At 43.0% G+C, this 19,260-nt stretch carries 14 protein-coding genes; 8 read left to right on the forward strand and 6 right to left on the reverse strand.

Annotated features, from left to right (window positions below; all coding sequences use genetic code 11):
• Positions 1–29 precede the first annotated feature (29 nt).
• The 4 genes from V144x_RS15900 to V144x_RS15915 all read right to left on the reverse strand — a co-directional run bounded on the left by V144x_RS15900 (position 30) and on the right by V144x_RS15915 (position 7,430).
• Positions 30–1,934, reverse strand: coding sequence for a multiheme c-type cytochrome (locus V144x_RS15900; RefSeq protein WP_144986107.1), 1,905 nt, complete (start codon positions 1,932–1,934; stop codon positions 30–32).
• A gap of 463 nt (positions 1,935–2,397) precedes the next feature.
• A complete protein-coding gene (locus V144x_RS15905) occupies positions 2,398–4,104 on the reverse strand; it encodes an ArnT family glycosyltransferase (protein WP_197998459.1) in 1,707 nt (568 codons plus the stop codon).
• Positions 4,105–4,200: 96 nt separating this feature from the next.
• The gene (locus tag V144x_RS15910) at positions 4,201–6,942 is read right to left on the reverse strand and encodes a cysteine peptidase family C39 domain-containing protein (RefSeq protein ID WP_144986109.1); all 2,742 of its coding nucleotides are present in this window, start codon (positions 6,940–6,942) and stop codon (positions 4,201–4,203) included.
• A 92-nt stretch (positions 6,943–7,034) separates the two neighbouring features.
• Positions 7,035–7,430: a hypothetical protein gene (locus V144x_RS15915; protein WP_144986110.1), complete on the reverse strand. Its 396-nt coding sequence runs from the start codon at positions 7,428–7,430 to the stop codon at positions 7,035–7,037.
• A gap of 949 nt (positions 7,431–8,379) precedes the next feature.
• On the opposite strand from V144x_RS15915, the gene opgC reads away from it, so the two are divergent.
• Positions 8,380–9,519, forward strand: coding sequence for an OpgC domain-containing protein (gene opgC / locus V144x_RS15920; RefSeq protein WP_144986111.1), 1,140 nt, complete (start codon positions 8,380–8,382; stop codon positions 9,517–9,519).
• A gap of 163 nt (positions 9,520–9,682) precedes the next feature.
• Here the strand turns inward: opgC and V144x_RS15925 are convergent, their stop codons facing one another.
• A complete protein-coding gene (locus V144x_RS15925) occupies positions 9,683–11,425 on the reverse strand; it encodes an adenylate/guanylate cyclase domain-containing protein (protein WP_197998460.1) in 1,743 nt (580 codons plus the stop codon).
• A gap of 360 nt (positions 11,426–11,785) precedes the next feature.
• On the opposite strand from V144x_RS15925, the gene V144x_RS15930 reads away from it, so the two are divergent.
• Genes V144x_RS15930 through V144x_RS15955 form a run of 6 tightly spaced genes read left to right on the forward strand, consistent with a single transcriptional unit; the run spans position 11,786 to position 18,640 of the window.
• On the forward strand, positions 11,786–12,958 hold the full coding sequence (locus V144x_RS15930) for a cytochrome c family protein (RefSeq protein WP_144986113.1): 1,173 nt from the start codon (positions 11,786–11,788) through the stop codon (positions 12,956–12,958).
• Positions 12,959–12,999: 41 nt separating this feature from the next.
• Positions 13,000–14,739: a cyclic nucleotide-binding domain-containing protein gene (locus tag V144x_RS15935; RefSeq protein WP_144986114.1), complete on the forward strand. Its 1,740-nt coding sequence runs from the start codon at positions 13,000–13,002 to the stop codon at positions 14,737–14,739.
• Positions 14,736–15,560 carry a hypothetical protein gene (locus V144x_RS15940; RefSeq protein ID WP_144986115.1) on the forward strand — a complete coding sequence of 275 codons (825 nt, stop codon included), beginning with the start codon at positions 14,736–14,738 and terminating at the stop codon, positions 15,558–15,560. Before V144x_RS15935 ends, V144x_RS15940 begins: the two co-directional genes overlap by 4 nt.
• Positions 15,557–17,683 carry a hypothetical protein gene (locus tag V144x_RS15945; RefSeq protein WP_144986116.1) on the forward strand — a complete coding sequence of 709 codons (2,127 nt, stop codon included), beginning with the start codon at positions 15,557–15,559 and terminating at the stop codon, positions 17,681–17,683. Before V144x_RS15940 ends, V144x_RS15945 begins: the two co-directional genes overlap by 4 nt.
• Positions 17,684–17,729: 46 nt before the next feature.
• Positions 17,730–18,422, forward strand: a complete 693-nt coding sequence (locus V144x_RS15950; RefSeq protein WP_144986117.1) for a DUF2293 domain-containing protein — start codon at positions 17,730–17,732, stop codon at positions 18,420–18,422.
• Complete coding sequence (locus tag V144x_RS15955) at positions 18,419–18,640, forward strand: DUF1653 domain-containing protein (RefSeq protein ID WP_197998461.1); 222 nt, start codon at positions 18,419–18,421, stop codon at positions 18,638–18,640. Before V144x_RS15950 ends, V144x_RS15955 begins: the two co-directional genes overlap by 4 nt.
• 16 nt (positions 18,641–18,656) lie before the next feature.
• Here V144x_RS15955 and V144x_RS15960 read toward each other — a convergent pair whose 3' ends face one another.
• Positions 18,657–18,839 carry a CPXCG motif-containing cysteine-rich protein gene (locus tag V144x_RS15960; RefSeq protein ID WP_144986118.1) on the reverse strand — a complete coding sequence of 61 codons (183 nt, stop codon included), beginning with the start codon at positions 18,837–18,839 and terminating at the stop codon, positions 18,657–18,659.
• Between the two features lie 196 nt (positions 18,840–19,035).
• Here V144x_RS15960 and V144x_RS15965 point away from each other — a divergent pair, with 196 nt between their 5' ends.
• Entirely contained in the window at positions 19,036–19,257 is a 222-nt protein-coding gene (locus V144x_RS15965) for a hypothetical protein (RefSeq protein ID WP_144986119.1), read from the forward strand.
• Positions 19,258–19,260 lie beyond the last annotated feature (3 nt).

The following is a 19,260-nucleotide window of genomic DNA, read 5'->3' on the forward strand; positions in this document are numbered from 1 at the left end:
TGGTTAATTATCATGTCCAGAAATCTGTCTTAGCGAACACAGATTGTTTCTACCTTTTCGTATAAAACCATGTGTCCTTCAACAACGCCATCCGCAATATTTCGGGCGGACATGCCATAATCAAATCCGACATCAGAAATTTCATGAACCAGATTGACCGGCACCATCCCGGCGATCATTTGGATACGAACGGTATAGTTTCCTGGTCCTGTCAACTGCCTGCGTGATAGATGGTATTTTGCCAGTCGGCTACTTCTGGGTGGTATATTCTGCTTTTGCTTTCGTGCTCCCGTGGGACGCCCCAGAACAGTAAAGGGACGCGTCTCTGGCCGAAAATAGGGGAGTGGATCAAGAGAATAGGGAACGTTAAGAACCTGCTCACGTTCTCCTCCACGAATATTGCGTGTGATAAATCTTGATTGCAGCGTAAAGAGCTGTCGATCGAGAGGCACTTTTCCATTATGCACATACAACGAATGTGAATCTCGAATGTCACCATTCGGATCCAGGTCTCCCGATTGAAAGACAAGTCTGCCATTTTGATCCCAGACCATTGTCCTTAAAAAAACAACACGTTCTGCATCGAACCCGGTTGGTACCCCATGTCCCAGCGTGATATTGGAAACAGGAACACAAAACTTCAATCCATAACCGTTTGCTTTTTCAACCTGTATGTCTCCCAGATGATAACCTGCCTGCAAAATTTGCAGCCTCTGTGACGTTGCCTCAGCGAGCAATTCATATTGATCGTTTAAAATGTGCCGTGCCTTGATCCGCATCACCTGATCATCCCAGGGAGGCGGAAAATAAGTTCCCTTGGTTACATGCTTTTCGAAAACAGGTGTTCCCCAACCTCCGGCGTCATCAAAGACGAGCCACTCGCGCATAGTAGCAAGCCCTTCGGCTGTTTTCGGGTCTGAATCTTCCTCACGAACCGCTTTAGGATTATGCGGAAAGAGGCCCCGATGAATGATCGGATAATCAGGACCAATCATCATATGATTTGTATGCTTACGTACTGGTGTCTTCACATTGCCAACGATAGCAGCAGGAGAAAAGCTGTATCCTTTGGGCTCACCTGGTACGGCTCCCATATGACAGTCCTGACAGTTTTCTTTGAACTTCTTAGCGGAAGGAGAATGTTTAAATTCACTGAAGGCGTCTTCTAATCGAAACCCGTTGGGCGCAAAAACATCATGACAACTGCCACAGAAACCAGGCGTAATCAACTGGAAAAACCGATACGCTTTCGCGTGAACTTCACGACCTTTGATATGTGGATTTTCCGTTGTTTTCAAAACACCATACTTATCCGGGTTTGCCAGGACTTCCGCGAGTCCTTCATCACCATTGGGACCATACACGACCTGATTGATGTCTCCACTGACCAGCGCCTGTCGCCCTGCGCCTTTCCCCCAGGCCTGATTAATTCGATGACAGTTGACACAGGTCACTCCTTCACGCGATGAAGGGGGGCGATCAAGGTTACTCATATTAATGGGTTCAGATAACGCCATTCCAATTGGTGTATGGCAACGGATACAAAAATCCCCCAAGGTGCCGTTATTCAGTTTGATGAGTTTATTTGACATCGCATTGAAGACGGGACTTAACTGCGCATACGCGTGAGGTGAGACCGACCATTCTCGATAATGTTGTGGATGACATTTGCCACACTTGGCGGCAGAAGGGAAGGGGTCATCGACAAAGCAGTCAGCATGTGCTTTATCAACGACATAATCAAGCACATCCTGGGGTTTTTTGCTCGTCTCTGTGTTTGTTGAATTCTCAGATCCAAAGAGGCTCACAAAACCTTTGTCTTCTGCCTGAGCATCCTGAAAAGCGAGATTAGGCAGCACGAGTGCGCCAAAGCCCAATACGATCGCTAAATAGCGATAACACCTGGCTTGCTTCTTGCTGGGGAAGGGTTCCATCCCTCTCCTCCTGAAAAACACGGGACGTATTGTCCGCGCATAATGGGACTGAAATTGTGATGTCAGAAGAATCGTTGCAGCAGGCTTAATAGGTATAATCGGAATAAATTAACATTCTGTTAACTAATTAACAGAGTTGATTGGCAAGTATCCAGGAAAAGATGAGCGACAAATTCACCGACTTAATCAGCATTCAACGCAGCCACCCTAATATCTCAACATTGGATCTACCAAGCAGTTGATACCTAAATGAATGCCATTTCATTCGCGCGCAAAGTATTTACTCCATTTCAAGCGCAACTTACTTAGGTAAGTTGGTGGGATAAACCTCGTAAAATAATTATTGATTATTAATTTTTAGACATGAATCTTGTGTCATATTTGTGAAATTTAAATCCTAGTTGAATCTAATGCAGAAAAACCAAAAAAAGACAGAAAATGTCACTAAATGTTACCTGAATCTTTACTCTTTCGCTGGGGGCAGGTAATAGATTTTAATTGCATGACCAATGCTGGTTACCGGTTTGAGGTCTAGAAAGGCGGAACAGTCTATGTCAACAAGATGATGTCTATATCCATGCAAGTGATTCACACTAATGGCATATAGACCACTTGGTAGTTTATCAATGGGTTTAGAAACATACATTTTTTTTATTTGATCATATTCAAGTGGAAGTGGTCTCGCTGATATTCCCATGTCTGACGGGCGCATACAATACATTTCAGCAAATAATGATACATAAACGTCCTCGTGATTGTTCTTATCAATCCAGTTCTTAAGTTCCAGACTAGCCTGCCCCCAGTCAACATTGGCGTCCAGGAGATGCCAATGTCCGTTCTGTGGGCCACCTGAGACTTCATTGAAGTAGGCTAGATAATGTGGATAAATTCGAATACAAGCATAAAGATTTCCAAGGCAGCACAAAATAACACACGCAATCCACCATCTACGTCGAGCTAAATTACTATGAAGTACACAACCAATCCATACATACACAAAGGGAAATGCAGGTAGGAGATATCGGAGATATCTTGAAAATGCGGTTTGACTCATCACAAGTATGGCGATTAAGATTGCAGGAACAAAGACACACCAAGTAGCAGGGATTTTATTTCTATCAACTATCCTATATTGGGTAAAAACAATCGCCATGAAGAAAAGCAGTATTGTTCCGAGTGGTACTTTGACTGCTAGAGCATAATAGTACCACCACCACCAACCTCCCAATTGTTGATGATTATTTACGTAAGACCACCTCGGTTTTTCAAAGTCAGCTTTTTGCAGATCGATGCCATGAATATAATCGGCAGGTAGTGGTATTGGTATAATACCTAGTAATTGATTTTTAAATCTATTACCTGGAGGCAAAACTGATTCATTTGATCCTCTTAATGATTTTGAAACGAAGTCAAAATTTCCTAATTGTTGAAATGAACCGTCAAAGGCATACATTAGATTTAAAACAATAATCGCTACAATAAAAATTGACGCGAGTTGCCAAGCTTCTTTACTACGTTTTCTATTGGCGTTGAAAGAATTTGCTAAAGTCGACACCCAAATAATTAACCACGCTACTGGTAAAATGATACATGTTCCTTTGGCTGAGAGTGCAAACCCAAGGGTCACACCTGCAATCAAAGAAGTATTGAGTACCGGTTTGATGAGCCATTGCCAAAAGGTTAAAGCAGCTAGGATAGACAGTGCAGCAGCTGGAATATCAGGAGTAATAATGGCTGCGTTCCCAATGATATTAGGAGAAAAACACCAAAGGCTCATTGAGAGTAAACCGGCATAGCTATCAAATATTTGGCGCCCAAGAAAAAATATTGCTGTAGCCCCGAGGAGGGTAAATGGCAAGCAGGCGAGTCGTCCAATTCGATAGAGCTGAATTGCTCTTGTCTTATTTGCATCCAAGAATTTGCGACCACATGCAAATTCTCTCCGCTCAGTTTTAGTTGTAGAGTACGGACTCCAGTCTTCCTTTACGTCATCAAGAAACAGTAATGGAAATGCTGCTACTAGATGTACAAGGGGAGGGTTAACTCGATAAAGATCAAATCTGCTAAATCTCCAATGGCTGAGTCCAGCTACCAGATGAGAAACCTCATCAACAGTAGGGCTATAGCTCCAAGCTGCTCCTACAACAAAGAAAGAATGTGCGATAAGCAAAAACGAGAAACAGTATTTAATAAAGTGGCGTCGATCTAATAGAACCAGTTTGATGTATCTTAGCCAAGATAATGAGAGACACATAAATTTTTGAAGTTAACTCTCAATACGTAAAACTGTGGAAGCGGCATCGATAGAGTTTGTTCCTTCAATTTTTACTCTGAGTAACAAAGTTCGTGATGCTCGCATCTGCTCGGGGATATCTAAATTCACTCGTATGACTCCATTTTCAATATGTAACTTTGAATTCAGAGTACTTCCAGAAAATGCAGGTGCGGTAATAGTAATCTTAGGAAGATGCTTTTCGAGACTATTTCTTACACTAAGACTGTGTAATGATAAGCTTGTAGTAGTTTCGCCAGGCTTAATAGACACGACAGTAGGCTTAAAGAAATAGGTAGATTCTCGTGAAATGAAAACAGGCACTTCTGTCTTTTTACTCGTGAATGAATCTTCTATGCTCAGAGTTGATCTTACGCGAGAACTTGAATCCCTCAGCAAACGTTTCAGTTTATCGGTAACCGAGACTTGAGGTGTCATACTTAAAATGTCTGAGGAAATTCGTTTGGGTGTTATGATCATCCAGTCATGACTTGAACTCACACTGATCGTATCAAGAATACGATCATCACCACGAATCGATAATGGTGTTCCAGAAACTAAACTAGCATTACCTGACCACTCGTTATCAGATAATTCAACTTCAATTTTTTCTGGCTTTATCATGAGCCCATTTAAATCAATTTCTTGCACCCCATTGGCACGAATTTCGACGTGTGCTATTGGTTCACCTTGATATCTTGCAGAAAGAAACTTCGAGTGGATACCTCTTCCCCATGCTGATTTTTCAATAATTGCTTCCATGCTTATTGTAGAGTTTGCATCAATGATACATGAAGGGATGCTCGAACTCAGGCAACCACAAGTACCTTTGAACTGATCAAGTAAAACTGGGCGATTTGATCGATTCGAAACACTTAACTCAACATGCAATTTAGGCTTTTCTTGACTTCTTAGAATCGAAAGATCACCTACATTTATAATTGTCTTATCAAATGATACATTTTTTTTTAGCTGGGCAAGATACTCTTCATGAGGCATATCCAACCCTTCACAAATAAGGCAAATTCCATCCATCGATGTCAGAACCTTGTTTGCTTTATCTGCCACTGGAACAACAAATTTAAGAGGATCTACTACGACAAGTTTACCATCTTTCACACGACGCAATAACAGAACATAATGGTTTGCCTTATCATTGATCGCAACAGGAACGATTGCAATTCGTGATTTGTTGAGATACTTCTTATAATCAGCCAAATCAAGGCCTTTTCGGCCAATCACTCGTATACCGTAAGCCGAAAGCACACGTTGAATACGAGAAAGATTGATCCCGCGTTTTCCGACTTTCAGTTCCTGTTGAATTAAATCTGCGTTAGCCTCTATGCCATATAATTGCAATGTAGCAATTGTAACCAGTTGTCCACAACGTTTCTCATGTTGGTGAGAGAGTTCATCATCAGCATAGGAAGATGAACAAAGACAGAGAGAACCAAACAAAAGAATAGATGAAATGATGTTTTTCCGATGTTTCCACCGCAAGAAAATGATAATAATTAAAATAACAAATAAAATTCCGAGATTAATTAAGATTAAATTCTGATTGCGTTTAGGTGGAGATTGTCCCACACGACGCTGGCCAGAATCGTCGAGCAGATTATGATAAGCAAGAAATTTCTGAGTAGCTTCGACGTCATTGGTACTATCATCACCCTCAGTATATATTTTTTTATTTATGTAATCCCGAACCACAGTTCCCTTAGTAAATTTGATGCGAAAATCATTTTCGTTCAAATTCTGATTAAGGGCTTGGTCTGTAAAGTTCATGACAAGTCCGGACTCTTGACGACCTTTAACAAACTTCTCTTTTTTCCCAAATGCTTTAACAAAAATCACTTGGTTCGGTATCAATGACTTTGAATCGGCATAGTAGTACTGAGCAAAATTTGTAAAAGTCATATTTTTAAATTTTGGCCCACCCTCAACTGGACACTCTATACAAGCTCCCCATAAGGATTTGTCGATGCGCCCTGCAACGGGGTCATAGAATATTCGAAATCCATATGGCAGGCCAAAGTGGATGTCCCATAATCCTTCTGTAGTTTGTTGAAAAATGACCTGCTCACCCTCATCCAATCTGAGCTGTAACAGATCGGAAAGCTTCATAATCGGTTCTTCCATCGAGTAGACAAAAGGAGTCACCCAGCCGATTCCACAGTTAACTGCAGTAGACTCCATAAAAGATAGATTATCCTGGATGTACTTGGACTGATTTTGAGGCAAGTCAATGATTCCAGCTGGAGGGCTTGTATAGACACTTTTCCAATTTTTAGGCGGTTGTTGCCAGTCAGGTAATTCTTTAGTTAGATGCTCTAAACGTAACTGCATGAACTGAGATCCGTCATATGCATATTTCATTTCACGATTTGAAAACAGGTTCTTGCCTTCAGGGTCTTTACTTTCAGAAAGAACATCATAAGTTGCGTGAAATTGGCTGTTTGATGATTCAAAGGTGACTTCGGAAGCTGATTGGAACATACCTGGAAAAAGGGATTTTCCAGGATTTGTGTCCTTATCAGAAACATTGACAATCCACTTCGAGCCATCATAGATTACAGTATGGGGCTCTGTTGTCATCTTATACTGAAAGTTTTGAACGTTTTTTTCACTCTGAGCAATAGTATCAATGACTGCATTAATTGACTGCTCTTCTGCAACCACTAAAGTAACTTTCAGAATCGCGATTAGTAAAATAAGAAAGTGGAGATTCCGGATCATACTTTTACCTTCTACTGTTGCTGTATCGCATTCATGCTCAATTTCAAGTAGCTATGACAAAATCAGACCCAGCGCCAGCAGAGTCTGATTTTTCAAATAGCAAACTGACGCAATTTAAAAGTTTTATGTGCATGTTTCTCTACTGTTATGAGGAGTTGGAACAAGTAGATTTTGAAAACATTCACATACTCCTCCTTGACCGAACACTGCTCTAAACCTGCAAGTTTTTTTATTACAACAGAATAACATAGGAGTAGAACCCGTGCACGCAGTACACCAAAAATAACAACCTGACAAAGCACAAGATTCTTGATCTGCCCCTGAACAAGATCCACAAACGAGTCCAGGCTGCCCACCCCTGCCGCTAGTAAGAATACCTGAATCTGTACACGTTCCAGCTCCATCGTCTGGGATACCACAAGATTGACTAGATTCTGGACTTGAACATGCTGGCCCAACAGTGCAATCTGACCAACCACCGGTAGCAAATACGTTTTCCATCTCTGTTGCAGTTAATGGTTCACCCGGGGCAGATGAGCTAAGAACCACTGAATTAAAGATTACGATTGATACAAAAAGAACCGCAGTTAACATAAGAAATCGTGACATGAGCTATCCTCCATAAAATTTTTAATTTGTATCATATATACACATATAATCGGTGCATATCAGATCTGAACAAGCACACATTTATTTTACAATATTTAAAAAACACATCAAGAGTGTATCGTTTCTTTTACATGGATTTCTATATTAATGTATTTAATGCAAATATGACACCTACTGCATTGTCAATAATGTTAATTAATTGATATGGACCAAGCAATTTGACTAGCATCTCCAGGTTGGTCTATATGGCTCTATTAAACTTCCTGTCATGGTGATCTATTTCAAAAAATTCACATAATTAATCTGTTAGGGAACCTGTTAATAGAGGGCCAATTCTCTTTTCGCCATTTTGAATTTCTTTTTTATGATTATTACAACATTAAGTTCGTGAAATACATTAGCAACTAAAATACCGATTTAGAATTCACTCCATAGTGTTTTCAATCTGAGTCCTTCTGGCTATTCAGTTTGAAAAAGAGTAGGCTACTTATTCATAACTCTTCCTAGTTATTTCTCCAACCAATGAGTGTTGAGTAGAATTATTCGAAGTTAACGTTTCGATTATCGCCTCTACCTGCATTTTATCAGGAACGGTATCTCGACAAGTAGGATACAGCATTCACTCCTCTGAGCGATTGGATATTCGATATCCAAGTCGCGAAGACTGTCATATTTCCAGTCTATAATCTATTGCTTACAAATATTGGCTATACCGAGCGTCTGGAAGTGTTGCCGAATTTCGCAGAAGTAAAAATGATTACGCGATACTTTACTGTTGAGAGTTACACAGTCACTAGAAATTTTGAAGGATGATAAAAAGATAATTTTATGGTGCCCTCTGATCTCACTCAGTTGGAAAAATGCTACCATCGCGATCTTAGGATCGATTTTTTTCGGGGACTGGCATTGTTGATGATCTTAATTGATCATGTGGAAAGCATGCTTGGGGAATCGTTTATAAGTCAATTTACTTTACAAGGAGTAGGATCATGTGATGCAGCTGAAGTTTTTGTTTTTTTATCGGGATACCTATATGGGAGAGTCTATAATCGTGTTTATTTAAAAGAAGGTTACAAAGCTTGTGTCAAGAAGTCTTTGTATCGTGGTATCAGGCTCTATTTAGCCACTTTGTTAACTCTCTGCTGTTGTTTGATAGTTAGTATTCCGTTTGCCATATATAATAATCAAATCTCTCAACGGCTGTTTCTATTTCCGCTCATTCAATGGCCTCTTCAGGCTTTCTTGTATTTCTTGGACCTTATCTATGCTCCTTACGGGTTTGAAATCCTACATCTCTATATCATTTTCTTTTTATTTTTGTTCCCGGTACTCTTCTTAATTCTAAAAAAGTCATCCAAGCTGGCATGGTTTTTATCTATTGGACTGTATGTACTGAGTCAATGCTTTAGCTGGTTCACCATTCCAGTACCTTATAGTCAATATAGCCCATTCTATTTTAATCTTTCTTCCTGGCAATTTTTATTTTTTATTGGGATGGTCATTGGTATGAGAACACACTCGCGAAGGCTGACTCTCCTCCAAAATCGGTTTTTAAAAAATATTGCCCTTTTAATTGTTCTATCTATAGTTTATTTCAAATTTACTGAGCAGAAATTTTTATCAGATGAAGTATTGACTTCACCATATTGGTTTATTTTTATGAGAATGGTAAAATCAAAACAAACTCTTGGACCGCTTAGACTGATTAATATTCTGGCACTTGCATATTACATTAACTCTATTACATCAGCACAAGGAAACTTTTGGAAAACGAAGTTAGCATTCCCTTTAGTCTTATGTGGGCAGCATTCATTATTAGTATATTGCTCAGGACTCATTTTTGTGTATGCAACTGTTGTATTATCCAACATGCTGCATCTTGGATCTGAATGGACCTTAGTGCTTCACAGTATAGGAGGTGGATGTTCGATTCTTGTAGCATTAGCTGCTAACCGAAAAACTAAATAAAAACTTGAATTTCTCCAAGAATAGCAGACACTTAGTTTAGCTTGTTCAAACTCTTCTAAACTTAATTTAAAGGCATGTAGCTTACGTTGTAGATTTAAGCATTTAAATAATATCAGCTAAATTACTTCCTTGTTCAAGTGGCATGTCAATCTATTGAAGTCACTTACTTCTCAAGAGAAATAACACCATCCCAATCTGCTGGTGCCTTGTAATTGTTACAAGCAATCTGAAGTAACAAGAAATCTTTGGCACGATCCTTCGGTGGCAAATGCCCTAGCAAATCAAGTGCGCGTTCCCAATCACCATCAATAAATGCCTCGACTGCTGCTTCAAAATCAAGGATATTCTGATTTGAAATTGAGCTTTTCCCTTCAGAAGGCAGTAATTCATAAATGGAAAATGGTGTTTCAAATCCGGCGGGACGAAATATTCCGATATGTCGACAACGTCCTTCCGTTTCAGGAAGCAGGTTGCGCACATCGGAAGCCGTCGGTTCATCGATAAGAATGGGAACGCCAATCTGCTTTGTCATGCCTTCCAGTCGAGATGCCAGATTCACCACAGGACCAAATACACCAACCTTCGCCTGTTCCCTGGTCCCAATTTTTCCAGCAATTGCCTGACCACGGGTGATTCCAATTCCAACTTCAAATCCACTGAGTTCATTTTCCTTAGAACTGTTCGATATTTTAAACATTCTTTGAATGCGCAATGCGGCCAGACAGGCTGGAATCGCACCTTTCGACAAAGGCAGGGGCCAGCCCCAAAATCCGAGTGCACTGTCTCCCTGAAAATCGGCAATCACACCATTCTGACCGCTAATACTCTGAGTCATGACTCCCAAAGCATTTTTTAATCGACCCAGAAAATGATGTAGATTCTTACCAGCCTGCTCTGTCATATGAGAGAATCCTCGCAGATCACAAAATAAAACCGCTGTGTCGGTTTCTGTTGGTTCCAGAGTGTGTTTGGCGTCATCTTTGGAAACCATTTTGATGATGGCGGGTGAAAAGAACTGCTGAATCCCGGAAAACCGGTCTTCCAGCTCATGTACCCGACGAATCGCAGACAGCATTTGGGCCACCAGCTCAACCAGGTTCAAGTCGTCCTGTAAGTCATCCGTCGATAAATATGCCTTAGAAGGTGATTCTTCACCAAAACGACCACAGGTATAAAGACACCACTTCTTATTTGCATCCGTTTTTACCGGCGTACAAAAAGCCCACCGTCCATTTGCCAGTGGTGCTCCCGTTCGGTTCTTCTCCACCTCGATTGCTGTTTCATTTTTCTTCAAGACATCACGTACTAAGGACCTGACAATCGACACACGCCTGAACCCCGGAACCGGCTGCTCCCAATGCACAACACTCCATTTCTTTTCACCGTCGCTCTCGATGATTGCCACGACATCTGCATGGTTCATCACATCTTTGAGTATTTGAGCCGCTTGACTAGCCAGATTATCTTTGTCCTTGCAAAGCCATAATGTTGGCACTAATTTGGAAACGGCCTCGATTCTAAAATCAGTCGTACGCAAGCTGAATTCTGTTAAGATATCGGAATCAGTATCCAGGTCATCCAGGATTTGTAATATCCCTGAGTTCGGCGTTCGATCGACCGATTGGAATTCTGTCGCGCCAATTTGAAATTTCTCTCCGACCGATACACTCAACTCACTGTAATACTGATTGTCGAACCAGATTTGATTCCTGACACTGGGAAAACAGCGAATATTGAGGCGTCTCTGATGCCGTTCGAATTCTGCATGCATCCGTGAAATGGTGGAATCCCAGGGAACTGCGAAGTCGTTCTCCGCACTTCGACCTAACAACAATGTCTTCGAGTCAGGAATATCCCATTCAATCTTTTCACCTGGTCTTGAGCCTGTTGCAATAAGATGCATCATTGTTGAGTTCCGTTTTGTCATTGAATTTCAGATGTGATCCAATATGGGATTGACTTTGATTATCTCTACCTTTTTGATAGAGATATGATCACAAAGCCTAGTATTCAAAACGCATTTTTTGATGAATGGCAACACCCCTTTCTTTAAATAGTCGTGTTTTTTTCTAACAAAAAAGTCAATTTTTCGAGTAGTAAACGGTGATCATCCACCGTTACTTATATGTATGTTGTAAATTTTCCTTTCGATTTACATGTACTCGGCAGGTCGTACAATCCGGCAGTTCTTTGGCGAAAACAGACCACGATAATTGACAAAATTGCTATATCCCTTCTCCTATTTCAGACATAGAAAGTTTCTATAATGAACTGCACTTCATGCAGAATTCGTCGACTCAAACCAATCAATTGTCTGTTTTTGATGATGTTTGTTTGCCTGCTCCTGCAAATTGTTGTATCCACTTTCTCAGAAGAGATGTACGCAACGGAATCAGTGGCCGCAGCAAATGCGGAGAGCAAACAGGCAAAGCCCCAGAAAATCATGGGAGTCACCAATGCAGACTGCAAGAAGTGTCACCCCTCTGAAGTGGCAACCTGGATGAAAACAGTGCATGCGCAATCGCCCGATATGCGGCTCTATAAGTTTGAGGGCAATACAAAGAAGTATGCAACCGCCATGGGAATCACAAGTGCCAGCTTGCTGGCGGATTCCATGTGTGCCGACTGTCACGCCACAAAGGCAGTACGAGACGGTAAGGTGAAAGTCATCTCGGGTGTCTCATGTGAATCATGCCATGGCGCCGCGGGGGGGAATGACGGCTGGCTGAATCGTCATCAGTCTTATCATGCCAGCATGCCGATCCCGCGGGCTGAAGAAACTGCAGAACATCGGGAAGCACGTCTCAAACACTGTGATGAAGCGGGGATGATCCGTTCTTCCAATCTCTATGGTTTATCAAAGGCTTGCATGAAGTGTCATATCATTGGTAATGAGAAGTTAATCGCCGCGGGACACAAATCGGCGAGTGCCTTTGATTTTGCTTCCTGGTCGAGTGGAGAATTGAAACACAACTTTCTGGTTGATAAAACAAAGAACGCAGATGCCCCCACACTCTGGATGGAACGCACCGGCGGAACGGCCGAGAATCGCAAACGGGTCAAATTTGTCGTCGGCACACTGACTCAATTAGAGGCAGCACTGCGTCAACGTGCAGATGCAACGAATCCAGCTGTCATCCCTCAAATTGCTGGTACTGCAGCAGCCGCGAATGCCAAGCTTTCACAAATCAACGCCTTTGCTCCTACACCTGAAGTTCAAAAGGTGACCACGCTGATTACCCCCATTCTGGGAACGCTTTTTGTTCCTCAGCCAAGCGATAAGACAACATATAGCCAGGCAGCAGATCAAGTCGCAGAGCAAGCGAAACTGTTCGCTAAAAATCACAATGGTGCAAAACTGGCTGGACTGGACACAATGATTAACCAATTACCACCACACTTTTCCCAACAATACAAAGAAAAATATCTCAAAAACTAAACCGTCTTTCATTTATCAAGTCACAAACAAGCGCTTACTCTATGTCAGACCCATCCATTTCACGACCACGTCGCTGGGATAAACCCTTCTCACTTGAAGTGGGGAGTGAAGGTGAGATGACTGATGAAATTGTTGATTCGCTTCTGCAATCGCCTCCCTTTTCTCAAATAAATCCTGAAGGTTTTAAAAAATCGTTACCACTTCGTGAAATCATGAAGAATGATTCTCGAATCGTAGGGTATGATGATGGCGATATCATCGTGCGTCGAGGTGACTGGGGAAACTCCGCCTTTTTCGTGCTTTCGGGAACAGTTCGTGTCGATCTGGAACGGAAACAGACATCGTTACCAGATGAAATACTGGGACGTCGCGTCAGCAAGGTAAAAACGTTTTTTGAATCGATTGCTCAACTTTGGAAAAATAACAAACATCCTGAAGTTCGAGAAATTGCTTCAGTTGGTAACAAACCGACGTTCAACACACGTATCTCGCATGGAAAGACTCGAATTTATCTTCAGGAAGTTTCAGCGGTACTCGACAAATACCGGACTGCAAAACTTGAAACAGGCCACTGGTTTGGAGAACTGGCTGCCTTGGGACGAACCAGCCGTGTTGCAACGGTTTTCTCGGAAGGCGTGTCGCAACTTCTCGAAATCCGTTGGCAGGGAATTCGCGATATCCTACGGCATGATCGAAACGGGAGCCTGAAGCAGTATATTGAAGACGTTTTTCGAGAACGCGCTCTCGCTGCATTTTTGCGAACTGATCCTCTGTTTCACGACTGTGAACCTGAATTACTGCAACGGATCGTGGATCAAGTCGAATTTCATTCTTACGGCAACTACGACTCTCACAAGCCATTTAAGGAATTAATAAAAGACGGCGATAACAATACTGATGCGGGAGAACCGGTCATCATTCAAGAAGGGGATTACCCGAACGGCATCGTGATGATTCGCAGTGGCCTGGCAAGAATCAGCAAGCGTCATTACAACGGACGACGTACAGTCGGCTATTTGTCACCCGGCCAGATCTTTGGATTAGACGAAATTCAAGCAGAACTTGAGTCTCTCACTCCGGTAGCCAGTCGCACTCGACTCAGTGCCATCGGCCATTTAAATGCAGTACTCGTTCCCACTCCGCTGGTTGAAGAGATTCTCTTAGATAAGGAGTCTCCTCAAAATATTCAATCAAACAAAATCCCTGACACTGTCCGCACGGCAGACAGTCATACGGTCAAATTAAATGATGACATCCTTCTTAGCCAGCTCGTTGATCACCATTACGTACAAGGGACATCCTTGATGGTGATCAATCTTGATCGTTGTACACGCTGTGATGATTGCGTACGAGCGTGTGCCTCAGCACATGACAATAACCCTCGTTTTGTTCGTCATGGCCCCATACTCAATCAATACATGATTCCCAACGCCTGTCTGCACTGTGTTGACCCCATCTGCATGATTGAATGTCCTACCGCTGCGATTCAACGTGATCTCGATCATGGTGATATCGTCATCAATGAGCAAACCTGTATTGGCTGTGCTCAGTGTGCAAGCAACTGTCCTTTTGATGCCATTCGTATGGTTGATATTCGAGATTCAAAAGGCGAGATCATTGTCGATTCCAAGTCTCACGTCCCACTCACACAGGCTACAAAGTGTGATCTTTGTATTGACCAGAAAAGTGGCCCTGCGTGTGAGCGTGCTTGTCCTCATGATGCTCTGTTCCGTGTTGACATGCATGATGCATCCAAAGTGGAGGAGGTCTTTTCGCCATGAGGAATCTTCTCTTCCAGCAAAGATTTACCGTCGCTGCGTTTGCAATTCTCTCTTTACTCATGATTGCAGGCTATTCTCTCTTTTCTATCACACTCTCAAAAACATCATTTGCCAGCGGAACAATGTTGTTGATCTGTATCTTTATTCTGGCAAGCTATCAGTTACGTAAAACATTCTCGTTTCTATCAATTGGAAGTACCTCTGCCTGGCTTCAGTTTCATATCTTCATCGGACTCTTCTCCTGTTTACTGTTTGCCCTTCATATAAAATTTCGGATTCCCAATGGCTTTTTTGAAACGCTCCTGTTCTTTTCATACCTGACTGTGTTTCTCAGTGGTGTCATCGGATGGTTTTTATCACGTAGCGTACCGTACCGACTCTCATCTCGTGGAGAAGAAGTCATTTTCGAACGCATTCCAATCCATCGACGTAACATACTCGATAAAGTTGAATCATTGGTATTTGACAATCAAGATTCCGCTGCCAGTAAAGCGATTCCTGATTTCTATCAGAAACATTTACAAGCATTTTTTGCAGGTCCCAGTAATCTGATGCGACACATATTGCATTCAGAACGCCATCGACATCACTTATCGCAAAAGATCACGGCGATGAAACCGTTTCTCAATGAGCAGGAACAAATCACAATGCAGCAAATCGTCGAACTGATTCAGCAAAAAGATGATCTCGACTACCAATATGCACTACAAGCGTTACTAAAGCTATGGCTCTTCGTGCATGTGCCATTAACATACTCACTGATTCTCTTTGCATTGTTTCATACCATCGCTGTTTGTGCCTTTGCGAGTACGAGTGGATGACTGAACCGTTACAATCATTCGACTGGAAGAGCAGCAATTATGAACGCCCCAAGGATGGATGGGTTTGTGGGCGTGTCTGTGAGTCAGGCGCGCCTTGCCGGCTCGGTCCCAGTAGTAAAGGTGAATGTCAATTACAAAGCCGTTGCCAACCAGCGGAGAAGGGAGGGCGATATACTTGTACGCGTTCTGTAGTGAATGGCGGTAAGTGTAAAGAAGGCCCCGCTGCTGATGGAACCTGCTGTCAGCCTGAGTCAGACTGCCAGCCGCGACGCAGTCTGCTTGCAAAACGCCGCCTCCTGGGAATTTTCGCAGCGATGATTGCCGGGACATTGTGTCTCATTTCTTTCAACCGCTTCACGGCATCGACTCTACTGACTCCCGGAAAAGTCACCAAATCACATGCCAATCTTGAATCAAATTGTAGTGCCTGCCATACAGCTGCAGAAGGAGGACTCACAACCTGGATTCATACTGCGTTTGACGGAGAAGCAGCACTGAAAGATTCAGCGCTTTGCTTGAAATGCCATACCGAAATGGGTGAGAATGCCCTCTTTGTACATGGAGTCTCGACAGACCGATTAACTGAGATCACAGAACAGATTCAAGCAAAGAGTGAGATTACATCAACACCGTTCGCCTTGAAGTTTGCTGCGTTCACGGGACACCCTGCGACAAACCATCAACTTGCCTGTTCCACCTGTCATCGCGAACATCATGGCAGAGAATCAAGTCTCACACATTTAACGGACCTTCAATGTCAGACATGTCATACCAGGCAATTTGAAAGTTTCGAACACGGTCATCCCTCTTTAGAAGACTATCCTTACGAACGCCGATCACGGATATATTTTGATCATGCGGCACACCTTAATCGTTATTTTGTGAAAGACGAGTTTAAGCGCACGATGCCAAATGGGCAAAAGCCAGCCTCTTGTCGTTCTTGTCATACTCCCGATGCCACAGGTCGCATCATGCTGACGGGGAGCTTTGAAAAGACCTGTGCCAGTTGCCATGAACCTCAAATTGAAGATGTTGAATTTCCAGGCGTTCCATTTTTTGCGATCCCTGTCATCGCTCCCTCCATGATCCAGGGTCAGGGAGAGTGGCCGAACACTCAGGGGACCTTCCAGACCGCCAAGTTACCACAGTTCATGGAATTACTGCTTGCAAATGATCCTCAATATCAAAATGCCATCGAACAACTGGGAGATCTCGATTACCGCAAACTAAATAATACGATACCGGAACATCACGCTGCTGTAGCAGAAATTGCCTGGGCAATTAAAAAATTGCTGTATGACATTACCAATCAAGGTGAAGCGGCATTAAAGCAACGTCTGAAAAACAGAGCGCCAGAATACTTAAACCTCAGCCCTTCGATTATTTCCACGTTATCCCAGGCTCAGCAAATCTGGTTTCCAAATCTGTCTACGGAAATGAAAAACCATCTGGAGAAAAAACCAATCCTGAATGAGCCAAAGGAACAAAATCAAGAACAGCCGTGCACATTACCGGTCAACAAAACGAATGGCTGGCATCTTTCAGAAGCAGATTTTACAATTCGCTATCGCCCCATTGGACATGCTGATCCGCTCATTAAAGGCTGGTTAGATCAAGTCATACAAACGAAAACAGAGTCATTAGATGATTCGAACATGTGGCGTATTTTCTCAAACCCGACTGCTTCCGGAACGGAAGCATCAAATGGCGCGCTGGCGTCAGGTCGCTGCCTTCTCTGCCACTCTGTTGATGAAAATCGGGAAAACGGAACTTCGACAATCAATTGGCTGCCTTTCCGGTCGCATCAATCTGAAGAACAATTCACAAGATTCTCTCATGCACCACATCTTATCACAGATCAAAAAAACAACTGTGTTCGTTGCCATCAGTTTGAGAAGTCTGTAAAAGAGGAACTCCAGACTTTGCAGAGTGATTATTTCACCCGCAATCAAACCAATTTATTCTGGCAGATCAATCGTAATAGCCGGCAAACCTGTACCAGTGGCTTCCAGCCCATCAGTCGACAAACATGTGTTACTTGTCATAATAAAACAACGGCGACACAAAGTTGTTTGAAATGTCATAAATACCATACTCATGATCTCACAGTCACATCAGACTAGAACTTAACACGACAAATCATAATCCGGACAAGGATGTTGAAGGACAATGAGCAACTCTATTTTCTCACCGGGTTCCACACCAGAGACAGTAAAATCTGCTGACGGCAAAGAGGTATCGCCCCCTAAAGGCTGGAATTTACTGCCTCCCGGTGATGCCGCATTGACTCGCCGTGTGAAAGCAGCAGGTGACCACTGGGTCGTTCAGGAGAAGAAGGGCAGAAAAGTCTTCTCTCACGGAGTTTGGGCACCAGCTAGCACTATTAATCAAATTCGCGAAGCATTAGAAGCAGAACGTTCAACAGAACAGTATGCCAAACGTAAAGCCGCAAGCGCCCGCCGACGAGAGAAAATTCAAACGGAATACGTCGATGATTTCTTTCGTGCCGTCTGCACATTTCTTGATTTTCATCCCGATTATAAAGACTTAGCACATCAAATGGCACATGCTATCACCCAACATGCAACGCCCGTCGGAAGTGGTACGGTTGCTCGAACCAAGAGAATCCCGGTTGAGCAGCGAGCTGAAGCAGCCGTCATCGCCTGGATGCGGCACCAGACCACTGCCTACGACATGATGACAATTCCAAGAGTCAATGGGAAACGGCGCGAAATAAGGCGCATGCTGGCGCAACGCTCCAACGAGTTATTGAATCAATATCGTCGAGGTGAATGCGTTTCAGCAGATTGTCCACTTCAACAAGCGATGGCTCAAACATTGGCACAAGAGGAATCGGCATGAAAAACGGACGTTACCAACATTATAAAGGCAACGAATATATTGTGATTGACGTAGCGCGTCACAGTGAGACCGAAGAAGAACTGGTTGTCTATCGACAAGACTATGGCGAGCGAGGACTCTGGGTTCGACCAAAAGAAATGTTTTTGGAAATGGTTGATGTGGAGGGGGAGCAGATCCCTCGTTTTCGGTTTGTTGGACCTGAAGCAGAATCTCATTGACTCTCTTCAGAGGCGATTATTCACCCTCTGCCCAAACCCGAATGGCTCCATCTGGCTCGACTTCGACGTGAACCACATTCGGATGGCAGCAGACCGGACAATCTTCAACATACTCTTGAACGGCTCCCGCCGACATATCGATGGGAATGACGATTTCTTCACCACAGGCATCACAAAGATAAGCTGCTTCTTCCTGCATGGTTTGTCGATCTAATTCTTAACTGAAAGCTGTTTTTTAACGCTACTAGTTACATAAGTGCTGTTTTTTATCACATCTGGCGAACCATTCTATCCCTCAATGTCTCTCTCTGCTAGAATGAAAATAATGACATTTTAACGGACCGACCTAGAGATCGATCAGAGTCGATATATACACCTCACCGGAGAATCGCCAAATGGCTAAGAATAAACAACAAAAAAAAAAGGAGCGCGAACGACGCGTCGCCAAGAAGAAGCTCGCCGCGAGTGCCAAAAAACGCACTCAGGAAAAGTCAACCAGTGAGTCTCAAAAGGGCGTTCTAGACAGATCCAGCCTCATGAAGGCGGCAGTCCCAAAGCCTGACCGTGTTGTGACAAACAAAAAGAGTACGTTCACTCAACGTCGCACTGGCGGTTGAAGC

The organism is Gimesia aquarii, from assembly GCF_007748195.1.
Lineage (GTDB): Bacteria > Planctomycetota > Planctomycetia > Planctomycetales > Planctomycetaceae > Gimesia > Gimesia aquarii.

Excerpts from the sequence above, each read along its gene's own strand:
- V144x_RS15900 (WP_144986107.1), bottom strand. The coding sequence starts at position 1,934 with ATGGAACCCTTCCCCAGCAAGAAGCAAGCCAGGTGTTATCGCTATTTA.
- V144x_RS15910 (WP_144986109.1), bottom strand. The coding sequence starts at position 6,942 with ATGATCCGGAATCTCCACTTTCTTATTTTACTAATCGCGATTCTGAAA.
- opgC (WP_144986111.1), top strand. The coding sequence starts at position 8,380 with ATGGTGCCCTCTGATCTCACTCAGTTGGAAAAATGCTACCATCGCGAT.
- V144x_RS15925 (WP_197998460.1), bottom strand. The coding sequence starts at position 11,425 with ATGATGCATCTTATTGCAACAGGCTCAAGACCAGGTGAAAAGATTGAA.
- V144x_RS15930 (WP_144986113.1), top strand. The coding sequence starts at position 11,786 with ATGAACTGCACTTCATGCAGAATTCGTCGACTCAAACCAATCAATTGT.
- V144x_RS15935 (WP_144986114.1), top strand. The coding sequence starts at position 13,000 with ATGTCAGACCCATCCATTTCACGACCACGTCGCTGGGATAAACCCTTC.
- V144x_RS15940 (WP_144986115.1), top strand. The coding sequence starts at position 14,736 with ATGAGGAATCTTCTCTTCCAGCAAAGATTTACCGTCGCTGCGTTTGCA.
- V144x_RS15945 (WP_144986116.1), top strand. The coding sequence starts at position 15,557 with ATGACTGAACCGTTACAATCATTCGACTGGAAGAGCAGCAATTATGAA.
- V144x_RS15950 (WP_144986117.1), top strand. The coding sequence starts at position 17,730 with ATGAGCAACTCTATTTTCTCACCGGGTTCCACACCAGAGACAGTAAAA.
- V144x_RS15955 (WP_197998461.1), top strand. The coding sequence starts at position 18,419 with ATGAAAAACGGACGTTACCAACATTATAAAGGCAACGAATATATTGTG.
- V144x_RS15960 (WP_144986118.1), bottom strand. The coding sequence starts at position 18,839 with ATGCAGGAAGAAGCAGCTTATCTTTGTGATGCCTGTGGTGAAGAAATC.
- V144x_RS15965 (WP_144986119.1), top strand. The coding sequence starts at position 19,036 with ATGGCTAAGAATAAACAACAAAAAAAAAAGGAGCGCGAACGACGCGTC.